Origin of the sequence: Algoriphagus pacificus, from assembly GCF_017254845.1 — a bacterium.
Taxonomy (GTDB): Bacteria; Bacteroidota; Bacteroidia; order Cytophagales; family Cyclobacteriaceae; genus Algoriphagus; species Algoriphagus pacificus.
This window is the reverse complement of sequence record NZ_JAFKCU010000004.1, coordinates 167,820-191,863: the sequence shown is the minus strand read 5'-3', so window position 1 is coordinate 191,863 and position 24,044 is coordinate 167,820. Positions and strand designations below refer to the sequence as shown.

At 38.3% G+C, this 24,044-nt stretch carries 25 protein-coding genes; 13 read left to right on the top strand and 12 right to left on the bottom strand.

The genetic code is table 11. From position 1 onward, the window contains the following. Window positions 1–258: 258 nt before the first annotated feature. The gene (locus J0A69_RS17185; protein WP_206587850.1) at window positions 259–1,956 is read right to left on the bottom strand and encodes an OmpA family protein; all 1,698 of its coding nucleotides are present in this window, start codon (window positions 1,954–1,956) and stop codon (window positions 259–261) included. A gap of 140 nt (window positions 1,957–2,096) precedes the next feature. Between J0A69_RS17185 and J0A69_RS17180 the strand changes: the two genes are divergently transcribed. Beyond that, entirely contained in the window at window positions 2,097–2,315 is a 219-nt protein-coding gene (locus J0A69_RS17180) for a PspC domain-containing protein (RefSeq protein ID WP_206587849.1), read from the top strand. On the opposite strand, the gene J0A69_RS17175 is transcribed toward J0A69_RS17180, so the two are convergent. Together J0A69_RS17175 and J0A69_RS17170 are read right to left on the bottom strand one after the other, a co-directional pair. Then, window positions 2,312–3,316 carry a glycosyltransferase family 2 protein gene (locus tag J0A69_RS17175; RefSeq protein WP_206587848.1) on the bottom strand — a complete coding sequence of 335 codons (1,005 nt, stop codon included), beginning with the start codon at window positions 3,314–3,316 and terminating at the stop codon, window positions 2,312–2,314. The genes J0A69_RS17180 and J0A69_RS17175 overlap by 4 nt on opposite strands. Continuing rightward, window positions 3,313–3,648, bottom strand: a complete 336-nt coding sequence (locus J0A69_RS17170) for a YbaB/EbfC family nucleoid-associated protein (RefSeq protein WP_206587847.1) — start codon at window positions 3,646–3,648, stop codon at window positions 3,313–3,315. Before J0A69_RS17170 ends, J0A69_RS17175 begins: the two co-directional genes overlap by 4 nt. A 158-nt stretch (window positions 3,649–3,806) precedes the next feature. On the opposite strand from J0A69_RS17170, the gene J0A69_RS17165 reads away from it, so the two are divergent. Continuing rightward, on the top strand, window positions 3,807–4,088 hold the full coding sequence (locus J0A69_RS17165; RefSeq protein ID WP_206587846.1) for a hypothetical protein: 282 nt from the start codon (window positions 3,807–3,809) through the stop codon (window positions 4,086–4,088). A gap of 1 nt (window position 4,089) precedes the next feature. Here the strand turns inward: J0A69_RS17165 and hisS are convergent, their stop codons facing one another. After that, the gene (gene hisS / locus J0A69_RS17160; RefSeq protein ID WP_206587845.1) at window positions 4,090–5,451 is read right to left on the bottom strand and encodes a histidine--tRNA ligase; all 1,362 of its coding nucleotides are present in this window, start codon (window positions 5,449–5,451) and stop codon (window positions 4,090–4,092) included. A gap of 166 nt (window positions 5,452–5,617) precedes the next feature. Between hisS and J0A69_RS17155 the strand changes: the two genes are divergently transcribed. Next, entirely contained in the window at window positions 5,618–5,761 is a 144-nt protein-coding gene (locus J0A69_RS17155; protein WP_206587844.1) for a hypothetical protein, read from the top strand. 44 nt (window positions 5,762–5,805) lie between these two features. Here the strand turns inward: J0A69_RS17155 and J0A69_RS17150 are convergent, their stop codons facing one another. Then, complete coding sequence (locus J0A69_RS17150; protein WP_206587843.1) at window positions 5,806–6,309, bottom strand: metallophosphoesterase family protein; 504 nt, start codon at window positions 6,307–6,309, stop codon at window positions 5,806–5,808. 67 nt (window positions 6,310–6,376) lie between these two features. On the opposite strand from J0A69_RS17150, the gene J0A69_RS17145 reads away from it, so the two are divergent. The 3 genes from J0A69_RS17145 (at window position 6,377) to J0A69_RS17135 (ending at window position 9,205) form a co-directional block, all read left to right on the top strand. Next, entirely contained in the window at window positions 6,377–6,778 is a 402-nt protein-coding gene (locus J0A69_RS17145) for a rhodanese-like domain-containing protein (protein ID WP_206587842.1), read from the top strand. After that, on the top strand, window positions 6,775–8,145 hold the full coding sequence (locus J0A69_RS17140) for an NAD-dependent succinate-semialdehyde dehydrogenase (RefSeq protein WP_206587841.1): 1,371 nt from the start codon (window positions 6,775–6,777) through the stop codon (window positions 8,143–8,145). Before J0A69_RS17145 ends, J0A69_RS17140 begins: the two co-directional genes overlap by 4 nt. A gap of 82 nt (window positions 8,146–8,227) precedes the next feature. Next, on the top strand, window positions 8,228–9,205 hold the full coding sequence (locus J0A69_RS17135) for a pyruvate dehydrogenase complex E1 component subunit beta (RefSeq protein ID WP_206587840.1): 978 nt from the start codon (window positions 8,228–8,230) through the stop codon (window positions 9,203–9,205). Between the two features lie 139 nt (window positions 9,206–9,344). On the opposite strand, the gene J0A69_RS17130 is transcribed toward J0A69_RS17135, so the two are convergent. After that, a complete protein-coding gene (locus J0A69_RS17130) occupies window positions 9,345–11,867 on the bottom strand; it encodes a TonB-dependent receptor domain-containing protein (RefSeq protein WP_206587839.1) in 2,523 nt (840 codons plus the stop codon). Between the two features lie 258 nt (window positions 11,868–12,125). On the opposite strand from J0A69_RS17130, the gene J0A69_RS17125 reads away from it, so the two are divergent. Both J0A69_RS17125 and J0A69_RS17120 read left to right on the top strand, forming a co-directional pair. After that, window positions 12,126–13,199, top strand: a complete 1,074-nt coding sequence (locus J0A69_RS17125; RefSeq protein WP_236032973.1) for a sensor histidine kinase — start codon at window positions 12,126–12,128, stop codon at window positions 13,197–13,199. Then, window positions 13,196–13,945: a LytR/AlgR family response regulator transcription factor gene (locus J0A69_RS17120; RefSeq protein WP_206587838.1), complete on the top strand. Its 750-nt coding sequence runs from the start codon at window positions 13,196–13,198 to the stop codon at window positions 13,943–13,945. Before J0A69_RS17125 ends, J0A69_RS17120 begins: the two co-directional genes overlap by 4 nt. 73 nt (window positions 13,946–14,018) lie before the next feature. On the opposite strand, the gene J0A69_RS17115 is transcribed toward J0A69_RS17120, so the two are convergent. Together J0A69_RS17115 and ffh are read right to left on the bottom strand one after the other, a co-directional pair. Beyond that, window positions 14,019–14,498, bottom strand: coding sequence for a hypothetical protein (locus tag J0A69_RS17115; RefSeq protein WP_206587837.1), 480 nt, complete (start codon window positions 14,496–14,498; stop codon window positions 14,019–14,021). Between the two features lie 351 nt (window positions 14,499–14,849). Next, entirely contained in the window at window positions 14,850–16,184 is a 1,335-nt protein-coding gene (gene ffh / locus J0A69_RS17110) for a signal recognition particle protein (RefSeq protein ID WP_206587836.1), read from the bottom strand. A 161-nt stretch (window positions 16,185–16,345) separates the two neighbouring features. Between ffh and J0A69_RS17105 the strand changes: the two genes are divergently transcribed. Genes J0A69_RS17105 through J0A69_RS17095 form a run of 3 tightly spaced genes read left to right on the top strand, consistent with a single transcriptional unit; the run spans window position 16,346 to window position 19,992 of the window. Then, window positions 16,346–18,757: a YfhO family protein gene (locus J0A69_RS17105; RefSeq protein ID WP_206587835.1), complete on the top strand. Its 2,412-nt coding sequence runs from the start codon at window positions 16,346–16,348 to the stop codon at window positions 18,755–18,757. After that, on the top strand, window positions 18,744–19,460 hold the full coding sequence (locus J0A69_RS17100) for a class I SAM-dependent methyltransferase (protein ID WP_206587834.1): 717 nt from the start codon (window positions 18,744–18,746) through the stop codon (window positions 19,458–19,460). Before J0A69_RS17105 ends, J0A69_RS17100 begins: the two co-directional genes overlap by 14 nt. Window positions 19,461–19,467: 7 nt before the next feature. Continuing rightward, window positions 19,468–19,992, top strand: coding sequence for an FKBP-type peptidyl-prolyl cis-trans isomerase (locus tag J0A69_RS17095; RefSeq protein ID WP_206587833.1), 525 nt, complete (start codon window positions 19,468–19,470; stop codon window positions 19,990–19,992). Window positions 19,993–20,052: 60 nt separating this feature from the next. Here J0A69_RS17095 and J0A69_RS22670 read toward each other — a convergent pair whose 3' ends face one another. The 4 genes from J0A69_RS22670 to J0A69_RS17080 are packed head-to-tail and all read right to left on the bottom strand — an operon-like array spanning window position 20,053 to window position 22,504. Beyond that, window positions 20,053–20,175 (bottom strand): hypothetical protein, encoded by a 123-nt coding sequence (locus J0A69_RS22670; protein ID WP_262897725.1) that lies wholly within the window; start codon window positions 20,173–20,175, stop codon window positions 20,053–20,055. Next, entirely contained in the window at window positions 20,166–21,185 is a 1,020-nt protein-coding gene (locus J0A69_RS17090) for an App1 family protein (protein ID WP_236032972.1), read from the bottom strand. Before J0A69_RS17090 ends, J0A69_RS22670 begins: the two co-directional genes overlap by 10 nt. A gap of 18 nt (window positions 21,186–21,203) precedes the next feature. After that, window positions 21,204–22,157 (bottom strand): ABC transporter ATP-binding protein, encoded by a 954-nt coding sequence (locus J0A69_RS17085; RefSeq protein WP_206587832.1) that lies wholly within the window; start codon window positions 22,155–22,157, stop codon window positions 21,204–21,206. Next, window positions 22,154–22,504: an MmcQ/YjbR family DNA-binding protein gene (locus tag J0A69_RS17080; protein WP_206587831.1), complete on the bottom strand. Its 351-nt coding sequence runs from the start codon at window positions 22,502–22,504 to the stop codon at window positions 22,154–22,156. Before J0A69_RS17080 ends, J0A69_RS17085 begins: the two co-directional genes overlap by 4 nt. 175 nt (window positions 22,505–22,679) lie before the next feature. Between J0A69_RS17080 and J0A69_RS17075 the strand changes: the two genes are divergently transcribed. Then, window positions 22,680–22,880, top strand: coding sequence for a dodecin family protein (locus J0A69_RS17075; protein ID WP_206587830.1), 201 nt, complete (start codon window positions 22,680–22,682; stop codon window positions 22,878–22,880). Between the two features lie 157 nt (window positions 22,881–23,037). Then, on the top strand, window positions 23,038–23,922 hold the full coding sequence (locus tag J0A69_RS17070; protein WP_206587829.1) for a sterol desaturase family protein: 885 nt from the start codon (window positions 23,038–23,040) through the stop codon (window positions 23,920–23,922). Window positions 23,923–24,044 lie beyond the last annotated feature (122 nt).

Below are 24,044 nucleotides of genomic sequence, written 5' to 3'. Positions count from 1 at the left end.
GGCAATTATTTTGGGTTTTGTTTTATTACTTAATCGTCAATGTTAAATATTCTAAAACAAAATTCAAATTCAAATGGCAAAAATAAAATTTGGTTTTGGAAAAGATTTCCCATAAAAAATTTACTCAAATTACAAATTTGTTGTAATTGTTTTACGATGATTGAATTATCCAAAATATTTTGGCCAAAAAAATAATCAGTTGATAAAAATTCATACGATTTATTAGAAAAGTAAAATTTGAAAATTGTTTAAAAAAAATCACCTAAAAATTTCGAAAAAGGCCTGAGTAGCTCTTAATTCTTCAAAAACAGGATCAATCAATGCTTTCTGGTAAAGCACCTCGCTAGCATCGATTGCGCGCTTTAAATGGATTAATGCCACCTCATCCTGAGCATTTACCGCTGCTACTAAAGCAAGCCCATAATAACCATATCCAAATGACCGTCCTGCTATGACCGACTCCTCAAAAGAAAGGCTGGCATTTGCATAATCCTTACTCATGAAAAAAGCCAATCCTTTATTGAAAAAATCCTTTGCCTCGGAATATGGATATTGAAAACGCAATGTAGCCAATTTATAATCACCTCTAATAATATCAAGCGCTCCTCTGAGACTTTCATTATATTTCAAAAAGTCATTGTTTTTTGTCAAAACTGAAGCATCTGATAGTTTTTTATAAGCCCCCCAAGCATCTCCTTGTAATACCAAAATCTGCCCTTGGTTATGCAAAACATAAGGATTGTTTTCAATTCTGGCAGCCTGAGCAAGTAATCTGTTTGATTCCTCCCAAAGCAGATCTTTTCTTCGCTGATCCAAGGTTCTTTGAGCCTGTCTCATTTTTACCACAGCCAAATTATTATAGGGCAAAGCAGACCGGAATAATTCAGTCATTTTGCTGTATATAATTTCTTTATCATCCAGCCTAGGAGAAGCTTCTCCTGCAATAGCCCATTCAATTTGACTCAAACCAGAATTTACACCACTACCCTCCAGAGCTTCTTTGAGTCTTGCCGATTGATTTTGATCTAGACCTGGCAAAGGCTTGGCCATGATTTCTATTTTAGCGGATCTTAACCTTGGGTAAAGGTCTCTAGCTACTTGGTCAAATCCTGATATCCTTCTAAGCTGTGTGGATTGTGTTTCGTAATCTTGGCCATTTAGCAAAACTGAGTAAAGCTGATCTTTTTTCTGGGTGGATAGTTTTTCATAATCTCTCAATAACAGCCTAAAATCAAACCAATCATTCCATCGGGAAGTTTTGTTCAATAGACTATCTTCAAATCTGAGATTGGTTTCCTTCAAATAATTAAAAACTGCATCTGCACGATCCATTCCTAATTTACTGCTCCTACCTTCAGATGTTTCAGGCGATTGCGTACCTGTTATTCGGATCGAAGCAATAGAAGGAAATTCAAGAATAAATTTTTTCAAGCTATCCAGGACACTTTCATTGGCCGAACTCATTTTTATTTGAGAAGACCCTGGGTCGAATCGGATCGAAAACTCTCCATATCGGGACAAGTCTTTATCCAAGGAGCCTGTTGGGATAAAAAGACCAACATTCGGAATCGGTTCATCGGGACTTACATTCCCCACTTTTGCCAATAAAGGTGTAGTAATAACTCCTTTGGCAAGAATCTTCTTTTCACTGATTTCATCAGAAACCCTTCCTTGGTAAAAATTCAATTCCAAAACAGCCCCTTCCATCCACGGCTGGTATTTTAAAACAAAGTCTTCCCTGTAATCATAAAATGCAACCTTCTTATTCAATTGCAATTCCCCAAGGTTTAGCGTACTGTCTGATCCTCTAAATACCAATTCGATTTTTGGGTTTTTAGGACTCAAAACTGATTCAATGGGTATTTCACCTTTTATTTGAAACCTGATGGAATCGCGATCATAGGTAAGTTTAGTTGGGATTACTTCTGATTTCTCTAAGAAATTACTTTCAGGCACTATTCTTGACCCGCAAGAACATAAAAAGAGCGTTGAAGCAAAAAAAAGTAATGTTTTTAAAAACAAACGATTAAACATTGTGCTTTATAGTTTCGACCAACATTTTTTTTAAATTTAAACCACTAAACCGATTAAGAACTATGGAAAAGTTAAAACTATTCTTTGAAGAAAGAGCTTTTGGGGTTTGTTCTAGATTAGGAGAGAAATTAAATTTTCCGATCGATAGCATTCGGTTATTTTTTATTTACACTTCATTTATCACCATGGGATCACCAGTAATTCTTTATGTAAGCATGGCAATGATGATGAAAATCAGAAAATACTTTAGAAAGAGTAACAATCCGGTTCTCTTCGATTAAAGATCTTCAAACTTATTTTTTCTTAAAATCCCGGTATTCCAAATCAAAAACTGAATTGGTCCATTGCTCCTTGCGATAATTTTCTTTTTCGCAGATATCTGTTTTCTATCAAAGCTATTTGAAAACAAAAACTTCCAATATCCTTCGGCAATTGCTTTGGCGAAATTACTTTCTCCTTTCAGCATAAAACCAATCGCTGCCATCATTTCAAGACAGAATTTTGCAAAGAACTTCAGCAGAAAGTTCAGGAATGAGTCATTCTTATAAATCATAGACAAGCTATTCCTGATATTTAAAAACAACTTTCTTGGACTAGTTCTACTCAAGGTTGCTCCTCCTACATGCTTAACCTTTACTGTTCCTACATACCCGATTTTCCAACCTTGATTTCTCAGTCTCCAGCAGAGATCGATTTCTTCCATATGCGCGAAGAAATAAGAATCGAAACCTTTTAACTGATGAAATAATTCTGCCTGGATAAGCATACAAGCTCCAGACGCCCAATCAACCAGTATAGAATCGTCAAATTGACCAAAATCAGTTTCTACATTTTCCCAAATTCTACCCCGGCAATACGGATATCCCAAAGTATCTATAAAACCACCCCCAGCACCTGCATAATCAAATTTATCGGGATTCTGCCAGGATACTATTTTCGGTTGAATAGCTGCAAAATCAGAATGCTGATTGGCCCAAGTAACAAGATTTAAATCCCACTCAGGACTTACCTCCACGTCTGAATTTAAAAGAATGTAATAGGTATACTTTGCTCTTAGATATTCCAAGCCTTGGTTATATCCCTCTGCAAAACCAAAGTTTTGTGGAAGTTGGATCAGCTGAACCGAGGGGAAATTTTCTTCAAGAATCTGAATCGATTGATCCGAACTCGCATTGTCAATCACCCAAATATCGGATTGGCTGTATTCCAAAACAGAGGGAAGAAACTTTTGAAGCATTTCTTCCCCGTTAAAATTGAGTATGACAATGGCGCAGGATTTCATCCAAACATGCTTCCTAAGTCCATTCCAGGAATATTCGGAATTACTCCTTCTGTAGCATTTTTCATGGCTGCTTTGATCTTTAATTCAATTGCTTCCATAGCTATGTTTGTTGCCGCAACTACCAAATCACTGAGCATTTCCTTATCGGCTGGCGTCAGTAAAGACTCATCCATTTCTATCTTCAAAACCTTCCTGTCTCCGTTGACAGTCACTTTTACTAGCCCTGCCCCCGACTCCCCTTCTGCAGTCAGATGAACCAATTTGGATTGAGCTTCTTTTATTTTTGCCTGGGCCTCTTTTACCTTGCCCATCATTCCCATAATATCAAACATATTTTTAGCTTTTAATTTTTATAAACCACTCGATATGAGATGATTGGTTATTTTCAGTTTTTTAATCGACAAATTCCAATAATAGTTTAAAGCCAACGTTTTTTAACGTAACTTTTTAAGGGATTTTACTGAATTTACCTGAATCAAATCTTCATGCCATGAAACCTATCGAAATCATTGAAAAAGAGCAACTTGCTCACCTCCTTTTCAATAAAAAAGAAGTCTTAACTGACCCAGAACTTCAGAAAGAAAGACTGGCCAAATTATTTAAATCTCAAACCCTCGGCAACCTCCTTCAGACAAAAGTTCATCTAACTTTTGAGGCGGCTGACGAGCATGTTTATCAAATTTTCACTACCGTCTGGGCAGTGAGTAATGATTACATTTCTTTAAAAGGTGGATTGACACTTCCTGTTTCATCCATACTCGAAGTAGACTAAATCACTTCAGCAAAGAAACGACTTCTTCAATGGAAATAGATTCCTGATTGCCTGATTCAATATTTTTTAAAGCCAGCGTATCTGATTCAATTTCTTGATCCCCGCAAATTCCAACAAAAGGAATACCCTTTTTAGAGGCGAAATCAAATTGTTTTTTCACTTTCGCCAAGTCCGGATAAATCTCTGCTTTGATCCCTTCTTTTCTCAATTGACTTAAAACCTTAAGCCCATATTCAAAGCCTTTTTGATCAAAATGAATCAGAAGGATTTTTGTACTTGCTAAACTTTCTTCGGGAAATAAGTCTAACTCCTCTAAAACGTCATATAAACGATCTACTCCAAAAGAAAATCCAACTCCAGAGACATCTGGTAAGCCAAAAACTCCTGTCAAATTATCGTATCGACCTCCCCCACTTACTGATCCAATGGAAACACCATTGACTTTCACTTCGAAAATCGCTCCTGTGTAATAAGAAAGCCCTCTTGCCAACATGATGTCAAAATCAACATGTTCAAGATTCTCTCCCATCTGACTCAAGATCTGCAACATCTCTTCAAACTCTGCAACACCTTTTAACCCAGTTTCACTTTGAGCAAGAAATTCCTTCAAAAAGGAAATTTTCCCTTTAAGATCAGCTTTCAGGTTTACCAAAGGTGCCAATTTCTCTACAGATTGGGATGCAAAACCGCGTTCTGCCAGTTCTTCCTGAACTTTCTCCCATCCGATTTTATCCAGTTTATCTATAGCCACACAAAGCGGCCCTTCTTTCCCTGCTTCTCCAATTGCTTCAGAGATACCAGTCAATATTTTTCTATTGTTGACTTTAATATCAAAATCCTTCAATCCGAGCTTTGCAAAAACTCGACGGATCATCAATATGATTTCTGCTTCACAAACTAAGCTGTCTGTCCCAACCACATCTGCATCACATTGATAAAACTCCCGATACCTTCCTTTTTGTGGGCGATCAGCTCTCCAAACTGGCTGGATCTGAAATCTCTTGAAAGGAAAAGTCAAATCATTTCGGTTCATCACAACAAAGCGCGCAAAAGGCACCGTAAGATCATATCTCAAGCCTTTTTCAGAAACTTTGTTCAAAGTGGCCTGGGATCCAGCTTCCAAATCATTTGAATCAACTTTTTTCAAATAATCACCACTGTTCAAAATCTTAAAAAGCAATTGATCTCCTTCATCCCCATACTTCCCAGTCAAGGTACTGAGGTTTTCCATAGCTGGAGTTTCGATCTGTTGATAGCCAAAAAGTTGAAATGTATCCTTGATGGTATTTAAAATAAAATTTCTTCGAGCCATTTGAACTGGCCCAAAATCTCTCGTTCCTTTAGGAAGTCCAGGTTTTTGCATGCTTTAATCAGGTGATTTGAAGGTCAAATTTATTCAAAAAAAGGGAAACCGCCCGTCCGCAGGTAAATCAATTAGAATTTATTTTGGTATTATTCTAGGCTAGATAGATTTGTTTTCTTAATTTTGCGCTTCGTTTCGAAACAAAAAACATTAAACATATACGGCCATGGCAGTTACTACTTTAAAAAGAAAGTTGAAGAGAAAAAGACTAAGTCAGACTACTCGCGTGATCAAAATCAAGCAACTGAGCGCTAAGCCAGTGATCAAAAACGTGGACGTAGAAGAATTGAAAGCTTCTTTTGCTAAATAATTTTCCTATAAACGGATAGAAAGGCGATCAAATGATCGCCTTTTTTATTTTCCTCTTTTTCCTAATTCCACTACCCTAAGATTTTTTATTTGACCCGAATCAAGGTCAAAAAGCAGCATAGTTCGCGTCTGATGAAACCCTTGCTGCCCGATTGCTCCTGGATTCATGTAAAGGCAATTTAACGCAGCGTCAAATTCTACTTTGCAAATATGGGAATGCCCACACACAAAAATCTGGGGTTGCTCCTCTTTGATCTTTACCTTGACACCTTTGGCGTATCGGGGAGGTTTCCCCCCAATGTGAGTCATTAAGATTTTTACCCCATCAGATACCCAACTTTGCCATTCAGGATATTCTCCCTGTATTTCTATATCATCAATATTCCCAAAAACAGCCTTTATTGCTTTATCCGATGGTAAAGCACGCATTACATCCAAACTACCAATGTCTCCGGCATGCCAAATCTCATCTACATCCTGCAGATAGGTAAGGGTTTTGTGATCTATGTAACTGTGAGAATCAGAAATGAGGGCAACCTTTGTGGACATTTGTTAATATTAGGCTTAAATTCTTTTCAATTTGAAGCCCATAAATTTCACATCAAACAATTCAGCCATGAAATCTTTAAGAAACTCCTTAATCCTATTCGCAATATTGCTAAATGCAGTTTCCTGCTCCAAGCCTCAAACCGAAGAAACCGAAACTTTGATTTCTGTCTCACAATTTGAAGAGAAAATAAAAGAAGACAAGTCCATCGTAATCCTTGATGTAAGAACTCCAGGGGAATTTTCAGAGGGATATATCGCCGGTGCAATCAACAAAGATTACATGAATGAAAATTTCCTAAACGAAATTGAAAGCCTTGACAAACAAAAAACTTACGTTGTCTATTGTCAAGGCGGCGGCCGTCAAAAAAACGCCGCAGACCAATTAAAGTCCCTAGGATTCGAAAACATTTACTTACTGGAAGGGGGTTTTAATGCATGGCAAGAACAAAGTAAACCAATAGAAAAATGAGTAAAATAAAATCTATAAACCCATATACAGGAGAAGTTTTAAAAGAATTTCAGTCTTTAAGCAAAGACGAAATCGAGAATTGTCTAAGTAAAGCGGCTAAAGCTTATTCGACTTGGAAACAAGTCACATTTAAGGATCGAGCTAAATTGATGAAAAAGGCAGCAGAGCAGCTTCGCAAGGAGCAAGAGAAATATGCCAAAATTATTTCTCAGGAAATGGGAAAAGTCATCAAAGAAGCAAAATCCGAGGTTGAAAAATGTGCTTGGGTTTGCGACTATTATGCAGAAAATGCTGAAGAGTTTCTGGCAGATGAGCCAATCAATTTACCTGATGGAGCCAAAGCAAAAGTCAGTCATGAACCCATCGGAACTGTTTTGGCAGTGATGCCTTGGAATTTTCCTTTTTGGCAAGTTTTTAGATTCGCAGCTCCAACTTTAATGGCTGGAAACACAGGGCTCTTGAAACATGCTTCGAACGTTCCACAATGCTCTCTTGCTATCGAGGAGGTTTTCACCAAAGCAGGTTTTCCAGAAGGTGTTTTCCAAAGCTTAATTATCGGAAGTAAAGAAACCAATGAAATCATTTCCGATGAACGAATCAAAGCAGTCACTCTTACAGGCAGTGAAAAAGCCGGAGCATCAGTAGCATCTGAGGCAGCAAAAAACATCAAAAAAGCCGTCTTGGAATTAGGAGGAAGCGATCCTTTCATCGTTTTGGAAGACGCAGATTTAGAAGAAGCAGCCAAAATAGCGGTTAAAGCAAGGATGATCAATTTTGGTCAAAGCTGTATTGCTGCCAAACGATTTATCGTGGTGGAGTCGGTTTACGATGATTTTTTGAAATTATTCAGCAAAAACCTTGAAGACCTCAAATCGGGAGATCCAATGGATGAGAACAGTGATTTTGCATGCATGGCAAGAACTGACTTGGCAATGGAATTATTTGAACAAGTAGAAAAAAGTAAAAAAGCAGGTGCCAAAATTTTAATGGGTGGAGAAAAGCCTGAGGAAAACAGCGCAGTTTTCAAACCAACCATTATTACTGATATTCCAAAAGACTCGCCTGCTCACAAAGAGGAGCTTTTTGGGCCTGTCGCGACCATATTTTCTGTGAAAGACGAAGAAGAAGCGATTCAATTGGCGAATGATTCAGAGTTTGGATTAGGATCCTCACTTTGGACAAAAGACATGAAAAAAGGAGAGGAATTGGCCAAAAAAATCGAAAGCGGTGCTGTGTTTCTAAATGCTATGGTAGCTTCAAACCCTCACCTTCCGTTTGGAGGAATAAAGAAGTCAGGATTTGGTCGCGAACTGAGCAGATATGGTATTCTTGAATTCGTAAATTCAAAAACTGTGTATTTGGGATAAATAAGGGGATTAATCCCTAGGCGTATTTTTGCAATTGCCCAATTCCTTTCTATTTTTACGAACCAAATTTTGTCTTACACTAATGAGAGAATTACAGTTTCGTGAAGCCCTGAGAGAGGCCTTGTCTGAAGAAATGAGACGTGATAAAAGCGTTTTCTTAATGGGCGAAGAAGTTGCTGAATATAATGGAGCCTATAAAGTATCCCAAGGGATGCTGGATGAATTCGGCCCAGAAAGAGTATATGACACCCCAATTGCAGAGCTTGGCTTTGCCGGATTAGGTGTAGGAGCTGCGATGAATGGTCTTAAGCCAGTCATTGAATTCATGACTTTCAACTTTTCTTTAGTAGCTATTGATCAAATTATCAACTCTGCTGCTAAGATGTATGCAATGACAGGTGGAGCTTATAGCGTACCGATTGTTTTCAGAGGACCAACTGGTAATGCCGGCCAATTAGGAGCAACACACTCTTCAAACTTTGAAAATTGGTTTGCAAATACGCCAGGGCTAAAGGTGATCGTTCCTTCTAATCCATATGATGCCAAAGGTCTTTTAAAAGCTGCTATTCGTGATCCAGATCCAGTGATCTTTATGGAATCAGAAGTGATGTATAGTGATAAAGGAGAAGTTCCTGAATCAGAATACTTACTTCCAATCGGCGTGGCGGATATCAAAAGAAAAGGAAAAGACGTAACTGTGATTTCCTTCGGAAAAATGATGAAAGTTGCGCTTCAAGCAGCTGAAGACATGGCAAAAGAAGGGATTGACTGTGAAGTAATTGATCTTAGAACAGTGAGACCAATTGATTACGCTACTTGTATTGAGTCTGTAAAGAAAACAAACAGAGTTGTTATCGTAGAAGAAGCCAATCCAGTTGCTGCAATTTCTTCAGAATTGACATATCACTTCCAAAGATATGCATTTGACTATTTGGACGCTCCTGTAATTAGAGTAAACTCCATGGACATTCCTTTGAGTTATTCTCCTACTTACATTGATGTAACCATTCCAAATGTCAAGAGAACAGTCGACGCTATTAAAAAAGTATCTTATAAGTAATTAGCGAATAATATTACAAAAAAACCCGTCCTCAAAAAGGACGGGTTTTTTATTATTATTACCCAATCTATCTAATAAATATTTTTAAAATTAAACCTGTAAGCTAATGCTAATCAATAGCTTACAGGTGAAATATCTTTTACTTATTGTTTGAAACTCCAGTTGCGCCAGCTCCGCCTTGGTTCATATCACCTCCGTCGCCTCCTCCTTTCAAGTCATCGTTGTTCACAGATCTTTTCTTTCTCTGACGCTGATCCATACTTAGCTTACCAATTCTGTAGCTAAAGTTGATCTTGAAATTCATGTTACGCATTACGTTCGTGCTATTCTGAACGATCGTAGGAGTAACGATTTCATTATTGATTTTAAACTCTTTGGTCAAGAAGTTTTCAGCACCAAACCCGATTGTTCCTCTCTTTTCGTCAAACTGCTTGTTTAAACCAAGGCCATACATGTAGAAACCTCCTGAAGAACCTTGAAGCTGAACTTGACGACCTCTTGCAAACGAGAAGGCTTGAATTTGCCAATCATTTGGAAGAGAATAGTTACCGAATAGACGTCCACTGACCACAAAACCATTGTTGGTAACGGAAGTGATTTCATTTCCCAGTGTTGCATAATATGCATCTACACTTGCGTTAAGAGAGATTTTATTGTTTACACTGATATTGGTGAAGATGTTAGAACCATAAGCTCTTTCAAATCCGATATTTTCGAAACCTGTATAGATTACTCCATCTTCAGCAACAGTTCTTACAGACTGGATAGAACCAGTTGTATTTCTGAAGAAACCACTGAAACTGATCATTGTGTTTTTGAAGAAGGTGCTATATCCTAATTCATAATTATCAGTAAATTCTGGATCCAATTCCGGATTACCCTGAGAAACCTGAAGTGGGTTAGATGAATTGATGTTTGGATTCAAATATCTAAGAGAAGGACGAGAAATTCTTCTATTGTAAGCTGCTTTGATCAAATTACCGTTAGCAAGTTTTCTACTTAAATTCAAGCTTGGCACCAAGGTACCGTAAGATGGAATTTCAGCAACAGCCTCAGTTTTGAAATCAGCATTGATTGTAGTGTACTCGTATCTTACACCTGGCTTGATCGTATAGTTTTTGAACAAAGTAGCAGTATAAGAAACATAACCTGCTGTTACATTTTGATCATAATTGAAAGCGTTTGTCAAATTAGGATTCGCACTTTCAATATACTCTCCGTTAGCTCCCTCTGCAGTAAAATAAGTAAAGTCAGATACAGCTTTTCTAAGAATGTTTTTAGCACCATATTCAAGGATAGATTTTCCATCTTTTCCTAGAGGCTCCACTAAATCCAATTGTACTGTAAACTCCTCATTTTTACTTGGGTTATCATTCTTTAATCTAGAATCAATCGTAGCGAAATCCTCTTCGAAAAGCGTATTGATGAAAGAATTCTCTCCATTATTTCTGCTGTATAAAGTCAAGAAAGAAATCTCTTTTCCTTTTTTCTCGAAAGTCTTCGTATAGTTTAAGCTGATATCAACAGAGTTTGAGTTGTCTTTAGTATCAGTTTCTCTAAGTGCATTTCTCAATAAATTTCCGTCCACAAAATTCTGAGTTAGGAAATTCTCTTGTTCACTGCTTCTATTTCTGATCCCAAAATTGACAGCACCAGTAATGAAGTTATATTTATCGATTTCATAATCAACTCCGAAATTATATCTTCCGAATAGTTGATTGCTTTTAGTATCTGCAGACTGGATGATAGTAGAAGTTGTATTATCAGGATTTGTTACAACCTGCTTGTTTTCGAATCCACCATTGATATTATAACCTGAACGGCCATGTCCACCAAGTGTAAATCCGAACTTACCTTTTCTTGCACTTGCATTTAAACCTAAATCTGAACCTCTAAGCCCCACACCTGTACGGATGTTAGCTGACATGCCTTGAAGGTTGTTTTTCTTAGTGACAATGTTGATCACACCAGAAGTACCCTCAGCATCAAATCTTGCAGAAGGAGAAGTAATAACTTCCACCTCTTTAATTTCTTCAGCAGGAATTTGCTTCAAAGCATCAGTGATACTGCTAGCAGCAATTGCAGACGGTCTTCCATCAATCAAAACTGTGATATTGCTACTTCCTCTCATGGACACATTACCATCCATATCAACTGATAACATCGGTACTCTTCTCATTACATCTGTTCCGTCACCACCAGCAGTAGTTTTATCATTCTCAGCTTTGTAGATTGTTCTATCAACTCTTTCTTCAATGAGTTCGCGCTGACCCTGAACAGTTACTTCTTCCAAAGCTAGACCTTCATCTACCATTAAAACTTCACCGATGTTTACATCTCCATTTGGAGCAGTAACTTTAATATTCTCTACCGACTTGGTTTCGAATCCTAGGAAACTGATTTTAAGAGTGTATTCTCCAGGTCCCATGCCTGTAATGAAAAATTTACCCTCATCATCAGCTACACCACCGGCGATGTTTTCCTCAGTTCCTGCCTTATATAAAGCAGCAGTTGCATAGGAAACCGGTTCTCCGGAGTTCTGGTCTTTTGCCACACCGATAATTCTAGCTGGAGATTTTTTAGTAGTCTCGGTAGTTTGGGCAAAAACGCTGATTGAAGCGATAAGGCTAAAAAACAGTGTTAGGTACAATAATTTCTTCATGATAGTTTTGCTGAGTTGCTCGTTACACAGTTATGTACCACAAAACAACACTGTATGTTTTACACTTATATGAGGTAATAGACGGTTAGGTTAGTTTTGTCGACAAAACCACCTTTTTATCGGATAAAGGACTTTATTCTGCCGATAAATCGGTTTATCCATTGAAAAGTAGGTTTTGGAGGTGTAATCCCACTATTGGCAGATTTTATTTGAGCTTTAAGACTACTTTTCTTTAGTTTGATGCATATAATAAGGCTTATGCTCCCATTTAGTTCCAAAAAGCGCGTTTCAATCCTAGTCCATATTCTTGGCTGGTCAATGCTCAGCACAGTATTGCTGTTGCTCTCGCCATTGGGTTGGAGAATTGACATTCCTGATCAATATTGGATCAAGCAAACCTTTCTTGCGCTACTATTAGTGGTGATTTTCTATATAAATATGTTGGTCGTTGTACCCAAGATATTACTGAAAGGAAAACCCATATTATATATTACCATTATTATAATAGCCGCAGTCTGCTTTGTAGGCTTGTTAATTTACTTTGAAGAGCTTTTGGGATTACCGGAACTTATGTTCAAAGCTTTCAATCCTGATAAGCCATATAAACCAGGACCAAGACGGATTTCGGGTGATGTGTTCAATTCCCTCCTTTTCTTTCTTTCCATTGGGATCAGTACTTCGGTTGCTTCTGTTCAAAAGTGGCAAAAAGACGAGGCGCTTCGAAGAGAAATGGACAAGCAGCGTATCAATACCGAATTATCCTATTTAAAAGCCCAGATCAATCCTCACTTTTTCTTCAATACACTAAACAATATTTATTCGCTGACTAATCTGGATGTCAAAAAAGCACAAGAGGCTTTATTGAAACTATCGAGAATGATGCGATACGTATTGTATGAAAACCAAAAAGATGAAACGCTTTTAAAGAAAGAAGTGAACTTTATCCAGGATTACATCGAGCTTATGAAGATGCGATTGACTGGAAATGTGAAACTGAACATCTCTATTGATGAACCAAAAGAAGACTTGGTTTTAGCACCTATGCTTCTATTACCTTTCTTAGAGAATTCATTCAAGCATGGTATCAGCAGCCAAAAGGAGTGTGAAATCAAAATCAAGCTTGAAGTAATGGGACAAACTCTGTTCTTCGAGACTAGAAACAACATCTTCCCAGTTCATTCTGATAGCCCTGAAGCTAAAGAAAATGGAATCGGCATGGTGAATACTCAAAGACGCCTTGCCTTGCTTTATCCAGAAAAACATCGCTTAAAATTTGGTAAAGACGAAGCCAATAATGAGTATTGGGTAAATCTTACCATTAATCTGGCATGATCCTAAATTGTGTTGCTATCGATGATGAGCCCCTGGCTTTAGATCTCATCAGTAAATTTATTGAGCAGACTTCCTTTTTAAATCTAATCGGGAAGTTTACCAACGGTGTTGAAGCACTTGGTTTCATCAACCAAAATGAGGTGCAATTGATTTTTATGGATATACAGATGCCGGATCTCTCTGGAATGGAACTAGCTCGGGTACTCGACGGAAAGAAAAATTCAGACAAGACCCGAATCATTTTCGCCACTGCCTATCATCAGTTTGCAATCGAAGGGTATAAAGTAGAGGCACTGGACTATTTGCTCAAGCCTTATAGCTACGAGGAGTTTTTGAATGCTGCTACTAAAGCCTTCAGCTATTTCGAAAGATTAAATGCAAGCAACACACCACAGATCAAATCAAATGACTCCTCTTCTACTCCGGAATATATTTTCCTGAAAGTAGAATATCAGTTAGTCAAGGTGATGTTGAAAGATATTGCCTGTGTGGAAGCTTATAAAGATTATGTAAAAGTGCATTTGATTTCAAAACCAAATCCTTTGCTTTCATTGACAAGCCTGAAAAACATGGAGGAGCTTTTGCCAGCTCATCAGTTTATGCGAGTCCATCGCTCTTTTATAGTGGCTTTAGACCACATTGATTCTGTCTCAAAGAATGTTATCCAAGTTGGTAATCACAGCATCGCAGTAGGAGACAATTATAAAGACTCTTTCTTAGAGTTTTTAGGAAAATGGATGAACTGAACCCCTTAATAAAAATAAAAAAGGCTGTTTTCAATTTTATATGAAAACAGCCTTTTTATCTTATAAACACCAGTTATTCAACCCTCAAAAAAGAAATTGGAGTTCCGCAAGCTCCATTATTTGGACAGATTGACATTAGTTCTGAATAGTTTTCTAAAATTGAAAAACTTCCAATATTATCAGTTACTTGAGCAAGTGTCAAATCTTCTTTTGGTAAAAAATTAATATCTGCTATTCCCATGAAATAGGACTTACTATAATCTATAGTTACTATATCTCCAGAAATGGAATACGTACCAGAAAAATAACTTCGGTAACCTAATATTTCGTCAGAACCTATTTCTGTTGTATACCCCTCCCCTGTTACCGTTCCATCAGAATTAAACTCCATCAAATCCACAAAATTGAATTTTTTCTCACCCCAACCATAATTTCCTTCACTCACAAACTCGTAAACTCCTTCAATTCTGTTATTCGGAGAGGGTTCCTGCACATCTTTACAGCTGAAGACAATACCTATCAACGCGATTAAAGAGAATAGTTTTACTTTCATAATTCTAGTTGTTTGAGTTAAATATAAAATTTAGTTTGAAAAAAAATAAATCAAAATCACTAACAAGACTCCCAAAAAACACAAAACGCTACAGTTTTATAAATATTTTTTTTAGTAAAAATTCTGACACAGTTCTATCTTGAAATCGGAAAATGGGGTCACTTTAGAATTATTATTCATTTCTTCCCACTTAAAAACTAATGTACCACACATCGATTCAGTTTCTAAAAATGTCGTCCAAGTTGGGGTTCACAGCATTTCTGTTGAAAATAAATACAAAGAGGTTTTCCTGAAGTTTTTAGAGAAATGGATGAACTTAAACAAAAAAGGAGCCTTTAAGCTCCTCTTTTTTTATCTTTTTCCTCCTGGCATCAATCGGCTCATTGCCGCTTTGGCCCCGCCCATTTTATTCATCTGCTTCATCATCTTGCGCATATCATCAAATTGCTTCATCAGGTTATTCACTTCAGTGATGGTTCTACCTGAACCGTTTGCAATTCTTTTTCTGCGACTTCCATCGATCACATCAGGATTCTGACGCTCTTTTGGAGTCATACTTTTGATGATTGCCTCAATTGGTTTGAAAGAATCATCATCAATATCCAACCCTTTCAAGGCTTTGCCCATTCCAGGAATCATTCCCATCAAATCTTTGATATTACCCATTTTCTTCACCTGCTCTAGCTGAGAAAGAAAATCATCAAAATTGAAATTATTGGTTCTGATTTTTGAGTTGATACGTTTAGCCTCGTCCTCATCAAAGGATTGCTGAGCACGTTCCACCAAGGAAATCACGTCACCCATACCCAAAATTCTTTGGGCCATACGATCTGGATGGAACACATCGATGTTTTCCATCTTCTCCCCAGTGGAGATGAACTTGATCGGTTTATTGACAACGTGTCTGATGGAAATCGCAGCTCCACCACGAGTATCACCATCCAATTTGGTCAAGACAACCCCATTGAAATCCAAACGCTCGTCAAAGGTTTTTGCAGTGTTCACTGCATCCTGACCCGTCATAGAGTCAACCACAAACAAAGTTTCAGAAGGCTTCAAAGCTCTTTTCAGCTCTTCAATCTCCTGCATCATTTGCTCATCTACAGCCAAACGACCCGCAGTATCGACGATAACCGTTTTCTTTCCGGTTTTCTTGGCATAGGCGATTGCATTGTTCGCAATCTCAAGTGCGTTTTTGTTTTCTGGCTCTGCATAAACCTCTACCCCAACTTGTTCTCCCAATACCTTTAATTGGTCGATCGCTGCAGGTCTGTAAATATCGCAGGCAACCAAAAGCACCTGACGACCTTGTCTTTTTAATAAGCTGGCTAGCTTTCCAGAAAAAGTTGTTTTACCAGAACCTTGCAAACCAGAAATCAATACCACCGAAGGATCTCCGCTCAAGTTGATTTCCACTTTGGAACCACCCATCAATTTGGTCAGCTCTTCCTGAGTGATTTTGACAAGCAATTGTCCAGGGGAAACAGAGATTAAAACATCTCTACCCAAAGCTTCTTGCTTGATGGTATCGGTTACTTCTTTGGCTACTTTATAGTTTACGTCGGCATCAATCAAGGCTCTTCTGATTTCCTTGACGGTGGTGGCAACGTTTATTTCAGTGATCGTTCCGGTTCCTTTCAAAGTCTTGAAAGCCCGGTCTAATTTTAAACTTAAATTATCAAACATTCCTATTGCGGCTATTTGCAGCAAAAGTAATGAATTTCATCAGGGATAGAAAGCTTCATTTGATCTATTCTACCGCTATCCCCCTGAATCTGATTAGGACTCTTTGGGTTTAAATTCCTAATTTGCGTATCCATTGAAAATTTCCAAGAATTCCCTTTTTCATGACGATAGATTTTAAAAAAGATTTGCTCCCACACGCGCTGGGGATAGCTATATTTTATGCCATTGTCGCATTGTATTTCTCACCTCTTGTTTTGGAAAACAAAGTCATTTTCCAAGGTGACATTCTTAAATGGGAAGGTTCTGCCAAAGAGGTAATGGATTTCCGGGAGGCTACTGGAGAAGAGGCACTTTGGACCAACAGTATGTTTGGTGGAATGCCTGCTTATTTTATCAGTTTGGATTTTCCTGGTGATATAACCAACGCCATTGTTACTGTTCTCACCTTAGGATTACCCCATCCTGTCAATGGACTTTTTCTGGGAATGGTTGGTATGTACGTATTGCTACTCAGCTTTCGGGTCAGGCCGATTTTTGCCATTCTCGGAAGCATTGCTTTTGCTTTTAATACTTATAATTTACTCAGTCTGGCAGCAGGTCACAACGCCAAAATCTGGGCAGAATGTCTAATCCCTTTTGTTTTAACGGGTATTCACCTCGCCTTTGAAAGGAAACGGTTGCTAGGAGCTGGTATTTTGGCTTTAGGACTTTTGCTACAATTCAAATTCAACCATGTGCAGATTACCTATTACACCTTCTTGATTGGAGGAATTTATGTTTTGGTGAGAGTGATTTTTGAATGGAAAAAAGAAGGCCTGCCGAATCTTGCAAAAACACTGGGTGTGTTACTGATTGGAGCGATCTTGGCAATTGGAGGAAATATTGGAAGAATAGCAACGGCATTGGAATATTCAACTTATTCCACTCGTGGTGAGGTAACCATCGAATCCCAGGAAGCTGGTTTGGATAAAGATTATGCATTTGGCTGGTCCAACGGAATCATGGAATCATTTACTTTATTGATCCCTGATTTCTACGGTGGAGGATCCTCCACTCCTCTTCCAAAAAATTCCGAATCTGAAAAAGCACTGCGCCAACAAGGATTAGATCCTGCCCAGATCAATGGTTTTGTGCAAGGCGCTCCAACCTACTGGGGAGATCAACCCTTTACTGGAGGACCGATTTATGGAGGCGTTATTTTGGTGTTTCTGGCAATTTTAGGAATCTGGGCAGCACCCAAACAAACCCTGATTACATTTGGCGCGATCATCATTTTCTCCCTGATGCTTTCTTGGGGTAAAAACTTGGCTTGGTTTAATTACCTGCTTTTTGATATCCTTCCCGGCTATAACAAATTCAGAGCTGTTTCGATGGCTTTGGGAATGACACTTTTTGCTATTCCGGTATTAGGAATGGTTTCGTTGGAAAAAATTGTCAGTGAAAAGAAATTAAAACCTCTGTTGCTTGCTGGGGCAGTTACAGGTGGATTACTCATCATTTTCTCTTTAGGAGCGGGAATGTTTCGATTTGCAGGTGCTGGAGACCAAGGCTTGCCGGATTGGTTATTGGGACCTTTGAGAGAGGATAGAAAAGCAATGTTACAAGCAAGTGCTTTCAAAAGCCTAGGATTTTTGGTTGCAGCTTTTGCTTTGATCTACTTCACTCTCAAGGAAAAAATCAGTGACCTGATTCTAGGTGTAGGGCTTTTCATCTTGGTTTTATTTGATTTATGGACTATCAATAGACCTTATCTAAATGAAGATTCTTTTGATGTAAGTCCATCCAAAACCTACTTCGCAGAAACACCTGCAGAGTCAGAAATTTTAAAAGATGACAGTTATTACCGTGTTTTGGATTTGACGGAAGGTTTGCTTTCCGCAGGAAAAGCAAGCTACAGATTCCATGCAATTGGTGGATATCATGGAGCAAAATTGAGGAGATTCCAAGATCTTATTGACTTTAGGCTATCACCCGAGCTCAATGGATTCATGAAAAAAGCGCAAGAAGGTGATTTTGATTTCGAAGGAATTCAAACCTTTAATATGCTGAACACCAAATACATCATCGCAGGAAACGCTGCAAATGCTGTGTTTGAAAACCCTTCTGCAAATGGTCCTGCTTGGATTCCTAGTTCAATTGTTTCGGTTACTAGCAACCAAGAAGAAATTGACCAATTGGCTTCTATCAATACCAAAAGTCAGGCAACTGTCAACGAAGGCGAATTTGGTTCAGTTTCAGCTGGTCAAGGGAATATTTCTTTGACTTCATATGCTCCAAATAAGCTGAATTATACTGCAAATATGACTCAGCCTGGATTGGCAGTGTTTTCTGAAATCTATTATCCTGAAGGCTGGACAGCGACCATTGATGGCCAGGAAGCGCCTATCCTGAGAGCCGATTACTTGCTAAGAGGACTCAGTCTCCCAGCAGGTCAACATGAAATTGAATTTGTTTTTGCTCCAGACAGTTATTTCAAAACCAAAACACCTATGATTATTTTCCAATACCTCATTGTACTTGGAATCATTGGTGGAGTGTTTTTTACAGTTAGAGAAAGAAATGGAAGAGTCTAAAGATAAAATTGTCAGCTATTACGATCAGTTCTCTGAAAAGCAGGAAAAAACGGGAATCAATTCTCGCCACTTGAGCATTCTTGACAAAGTAATCGCTGCCGGGCTTAAATCCCATCATCGAATATTGGAAGTGGGTTGTGGAATAGGAACTGTAAGTAGCTTGCTTGCCGGACAATTAAAAGAAGGAGAGGTACTGGCTGTAGATATCAGTCCAGAAAGTATCGAAAAAGCCAGATTGCTTTGGAAAAATCAGAAAAACCTGAAGTTTGAAGTTTCAGACATGTCGGATTTCCATAAGCCTAATCAGACGTTTGACTTTTTTGTATTTCCGGATGTTTTGGAACATATACCAGTCGATCAGCATCTCAGATTATTCCAGAAAATTCAAGAGCATTCCCATCAGGATTCGGTGATTTTCATACATATCCCTGCACCAAGATATCTGCAATGGATGATTGAAAACGAACCTGAAAAATTGCAGGTTATTGATCAGCCTTTGGATTCAGGAGAATTGATTAAGAACATTACAGCAAGTGGCTTTTACCTGGAAAAAATGGAAACCTATCCCGTTTTCTTTCAGGAAAAAGACTACCAATATTTTGTCTTCCGGTCTCAAAAACCACTTTCTCATTCCACACCAAGGTCCAAATGGCAGGTTTTGAAAGAAAGATTGAGCATCCGGTTGAGACACGGAATTAAATAATGAACAGATGAAAATTGAAACGAATACAGTGGTCGGTTTGACCTATGAATTGAAAGTCAGCAAATTCGAAGACGAAATCGAATCAGCTCCATTTAGTGTAGAAATTAGAGATGAAGAAGATCCCTTTTATTTTCTTTTTGGTCAAAGCGGATTGCCAGAAAAATTTGAAGAATTATTGAATGGCCAAAGCCAAGGTGAGGACTTTTCATTTACCCTCGCAGTCAATGAGGCCTATGGAGAACCGGATGATGAATTGATCATTAACCTGCCAAAATCACAGTTTTCAGATCAACAGGGTTTCAATCCTGAGATGCTAGCAGAAGGCAACTTCCTTCCACTTATGGATGAAAACGGATACCCGATGCAAGCTAAAATCCTGAAAGATCTTGGAGAAGAATTATTGTTGGATTTCAATCATCCTTTGGTTGGCTTTGACTTGCATTTTGATGGGAAAATCATTGAAGTCAGAGAAGCAAGCAAAGAAGAGCTGGAGCATGGACATGTTCATGGAGAACATGGAATGCATGATTAATTCGAAAAATTAAAATTCAGAGGTAAGGTTGAAAAATCTTACCTCTTTGATTTTTAAAGATCAGGCGTTGGCTTTTTCGTCTCTTAATTTTTCCTCGGCAATTTCCTTTAAGTCTTCAGGAAGTATCCATCCTTTGGACAAAGAGTATTCAGAGGCTTCCAAGGTATTTTTTATCAATAACATGCTACCCCTAGCTCACTTAATTCAGACTTTATTTTTTCAACAAAAGCATGTCTTGAGGCATGGACATCTCTGATAAACAACATCAAAACTCTTCCTGGAAATTCTTTTACAACCTGTAAATAAATAGCGGGATCATCCTGTCCACTATCACCGATAAGGATGAAGTTGAGCTGGGTATAAGTGCTGAGGATTTGACGGATCTGCTCCAGTTTATGCTCTGAATGACTTCCTGAGATCAACTCTGTTCTAGACAATCCGATATCCCGAAGCATCAATGGGCCCTTTGGAATATTATGGATTTGGAGAAGCTCGTGAAGAAAATCATAAAGATTCCAAGGACTACTCGATACATAAAAAAAAGGATTGCTTTCATGTCCATCCGTACCTCTTTGCAAAGCTTTATAAAAAGCAGCCACGCCAGGAAACGGAACTCTGGTATGTGCATTTTTTGCAAAAGTGGTTTTTAGCATTTCTAGAATCTTCATCGCTCCTGTAGGAATGATGGTATCGTCGATGTCAGAAATAATACCATAATCAATGTTGCCGACTGGTAAAAAAACATCTGCAATGGCAGTTATATCTCCCTGGTTCCGGATCACTTGATCCATCAGTGTCAGCTTGATCTTTTGCCAGTTGGTATCCATCACTAATCCATTACTGGGACGGATTTTGAACTCAAAATAACCTTCTTCATCAGTTTTGGCGAAAAATGCTTCACCTTGGAATTCGGCTTTCACCTGCACATTTGGAATCACTGTACTCATAAACCTCCTGCGCATTTTACCGATATTCTTCCAAATGCTGTCTTCAGGACTTGAGGCTCCTACCCTATTGTCTCTTATGACACGGCCTACCAGTAAAATTTCTTCTTCATTGCCAAAACCCTCAAAAGGAATAATCAAAATAGATTTCACCAATCCCAATTTGATCCAAATCCATAAAATCGTTTGGTTTAAGACCAGTTTTATTTCATATAAAACACTTAAAAGAATATTCCTTTTTTTTGACATGGATTAATCCTTTCGAGATCAAAGGAGCATCACTTTTTCCTCATCCCAGGTTAAATAAACCCGATCCCCGATCTTATATTTTCTCAAAGGGTCATCCACTTCCCATATCTCTCCGCCATTCTTTAACCTGATCTGTAAGCTATTGTAATGAACCAAATAGCGAGAATCTAAGACATGCCCCATCAATGTTCCTTTACTTCTCAACTTGACATCAGAGGGCCTTAGGTAGGAATTAAACCGATCCGGAATAAGATTAATGGGACTGAATAACCTGGCTACATATCGGGATTTAGGTTTTTCGCATAATTCCTTGGAGTTCCCAACTTGGACAGTTTTCCCTTTTTGTAAAATCAAAAGGTTATCGGTCAGTCTTAAAGCATCATCCAGATCATGAGTCACAAAAACGACAGTGGTCCCCAATTCTTCGAACAAGCTCTTCAATTCCGAAATCAGTTGGTGAGTTTGGATCGTGTCTAGCGAACTGAAAGGCTCATCCAGCAGCAACAGCTCAGGTTCTACACTTAGTGCCTTAGCAATAGCTACCTTTTGTTGTTGCCCACCAGAAAGCTGTCTAGGATACCTGTTTCTAAATTCTTTCAACCCTAAAAGACCCAGTAGTTCCTCTACACGCTGCTTTGCATATTTTTTATCGTATTGCAACAAAGGTCTTGCAATATTTTCCTCCACCGTAGAATTGGGAAAAAGATGGTAATCCTGATGGATCAACTTGATTTCATCGTACCCTGAAACCAATTTATGTTTTGGGTTTAAAATCATTTCCCCGTCCAAAAAAACCTCCCCTGCGTCCTGAACTTCCAAACCTGCCATAATTCGTAGCAAGGTGCTTTTTCCAGATCCACTTGCTCCTACGATTGAAAGAAATGAACCTTTTTCGAGTTCTAAAGAAAAATCAGAAAGAGCCAACCTGGTGTCATAGGACTTGGAGACTTGGCGAACAGAGAAGTAACTCATGGGCGAATTTCTGCCTGTAGTTTTTTAGGTAGGCTCCCAAAGATAAGCTCGTAAGAATGATCTGCCAATTCTAATATCAATCTATCTGGTACGTTACCAGTAGTGCTGACAGAATTCCATTGTTTTTTATTCATGTGATAGCCTGGGGTAATCCCCGGAAACTGTTCGCGTAACTCCACTGCCCTTTCAGGATCACATTTAAGGTTGATATATTGAAAAGCAGAGATCGAAGTGATTGAAAAAATCTTTCCTCCAACCCGGAAACAAAGTGCATCCTCGTCAAAGGGTGTGTCCTCTGTGACTCCTGCTTTGGCTAGGCAATAGTCACGATAAAAAGCTAATGTCATCTGTTTATTGAAGTTTAAACCTTGTCTTTGAAATTAGAAAAAAGTGTGGGAAAATTTCAAAACCGAAGATTAATCTTCGACTTGACCTTCGATTAAATCTACTTAAAATTTTAAGTACAGGGATAAATCCTTAACTTCTAAGGAGAACCTAAATTTTCATATAAACCAAAATAACATGGGTATAGTTAAAGTGCTGGAAGTTATTTCTTCCTCAGACCAAAGTATTGAGCATGCGATCCAAAATGCAGTAGATGAAGTTTCTAAGACTGTTCGAAACATAGATTCAGTGTATGTCAAAGATATCAAAGCACATGTAAAAGATGGGAAAGTGAGTTCCTATGGATGTGTGTGCAAGGTTTCGTTCAGAGTAGATTGATTACTTTTGTTTTCTCATTGAAAATAAAGAGTGCAGCCACGTGTTGCACTTTTTATGATTTTGTGGTCTTTGCATTAGTTGTGTAAATTTTAGCAAGTCAAAACCTTTTGTGATCAAAATCACCCGGATCAAAAGGTAAAATAACCATCTTTGCGCCATGGAAAAGTACATCAAAGCAATTTCTGACGGCTATTATGGCTATTGGAATTATTTGGTCAATGAAGTCCTGCATCCCTCTTGGCACAATTACTTTTATTGGCTGATCGGGGCATCTATTGTGATTTGGCTATTGGAGGTTTTCTTCCCTTGGAGAAAAAACCAGCCAATCATCAGAGAGCACTTTTGGCTGGACATCTTTTATCTTTTCTGGAATTATTTCCTATTTGCTTTAGTCGCTTACAATGCGCTTTCCATGGTAGCTGTGGAAGCTTTTAATGATTTCCTGGGCTTATTTGGAATCACCAATACTGTTGCCGTTAAAGTCGATCAACTTCCAGGTTGGCTTCAATTAGTACTGATTTTCATCATTCGAGACTTTATGCAATGGGCCATTCACCGAATGTATCATAACGTTGGTTGGATGTGGGAATTTCATAAAGTTCATCACAGTACCCGAGAAATGGGTTTTGCTGCACTTTTGAGATATCATTGGATGGAAAACATCCTATATAGAACATTGGAATATATTCCTTTAGCCATGATTGGTTTTGGGATCACCGATTTCTTTATAGTCCATATTTTCACTTTGGTGGTAGGGCAATTAGGGCATGCCAATCTTTATATTCCTTTGGGACCATTTCGTTATATAATCAATGGGCCACAGATGCATTTATGGCATCATGCTAAAAATCTACCTGAAACTCATCCAAATGGATTTAATTATGGGATTTCTTTGAGCCTTTGGGACTTCCTTTTTAAGACGAATTACTGGCCTTCAGATGATGAAAACTTACCAGTAGGATTGCCGGATGAAGAAAATTATCCTGAAGATTTTATCGGACAGAATCTTGCTCCTTTTCAGCGGATTTTCAAGAGAAAATAATTATAGGACAGTTTATCTCTTTTTTTATTTCCATCGTTAAAGACTTTGTAGCATCTACTCCAGCTACAATAAAACCATGGCAAAACAACCTGAGGGCAAACCTAATACAAAAAAGGCCCCTG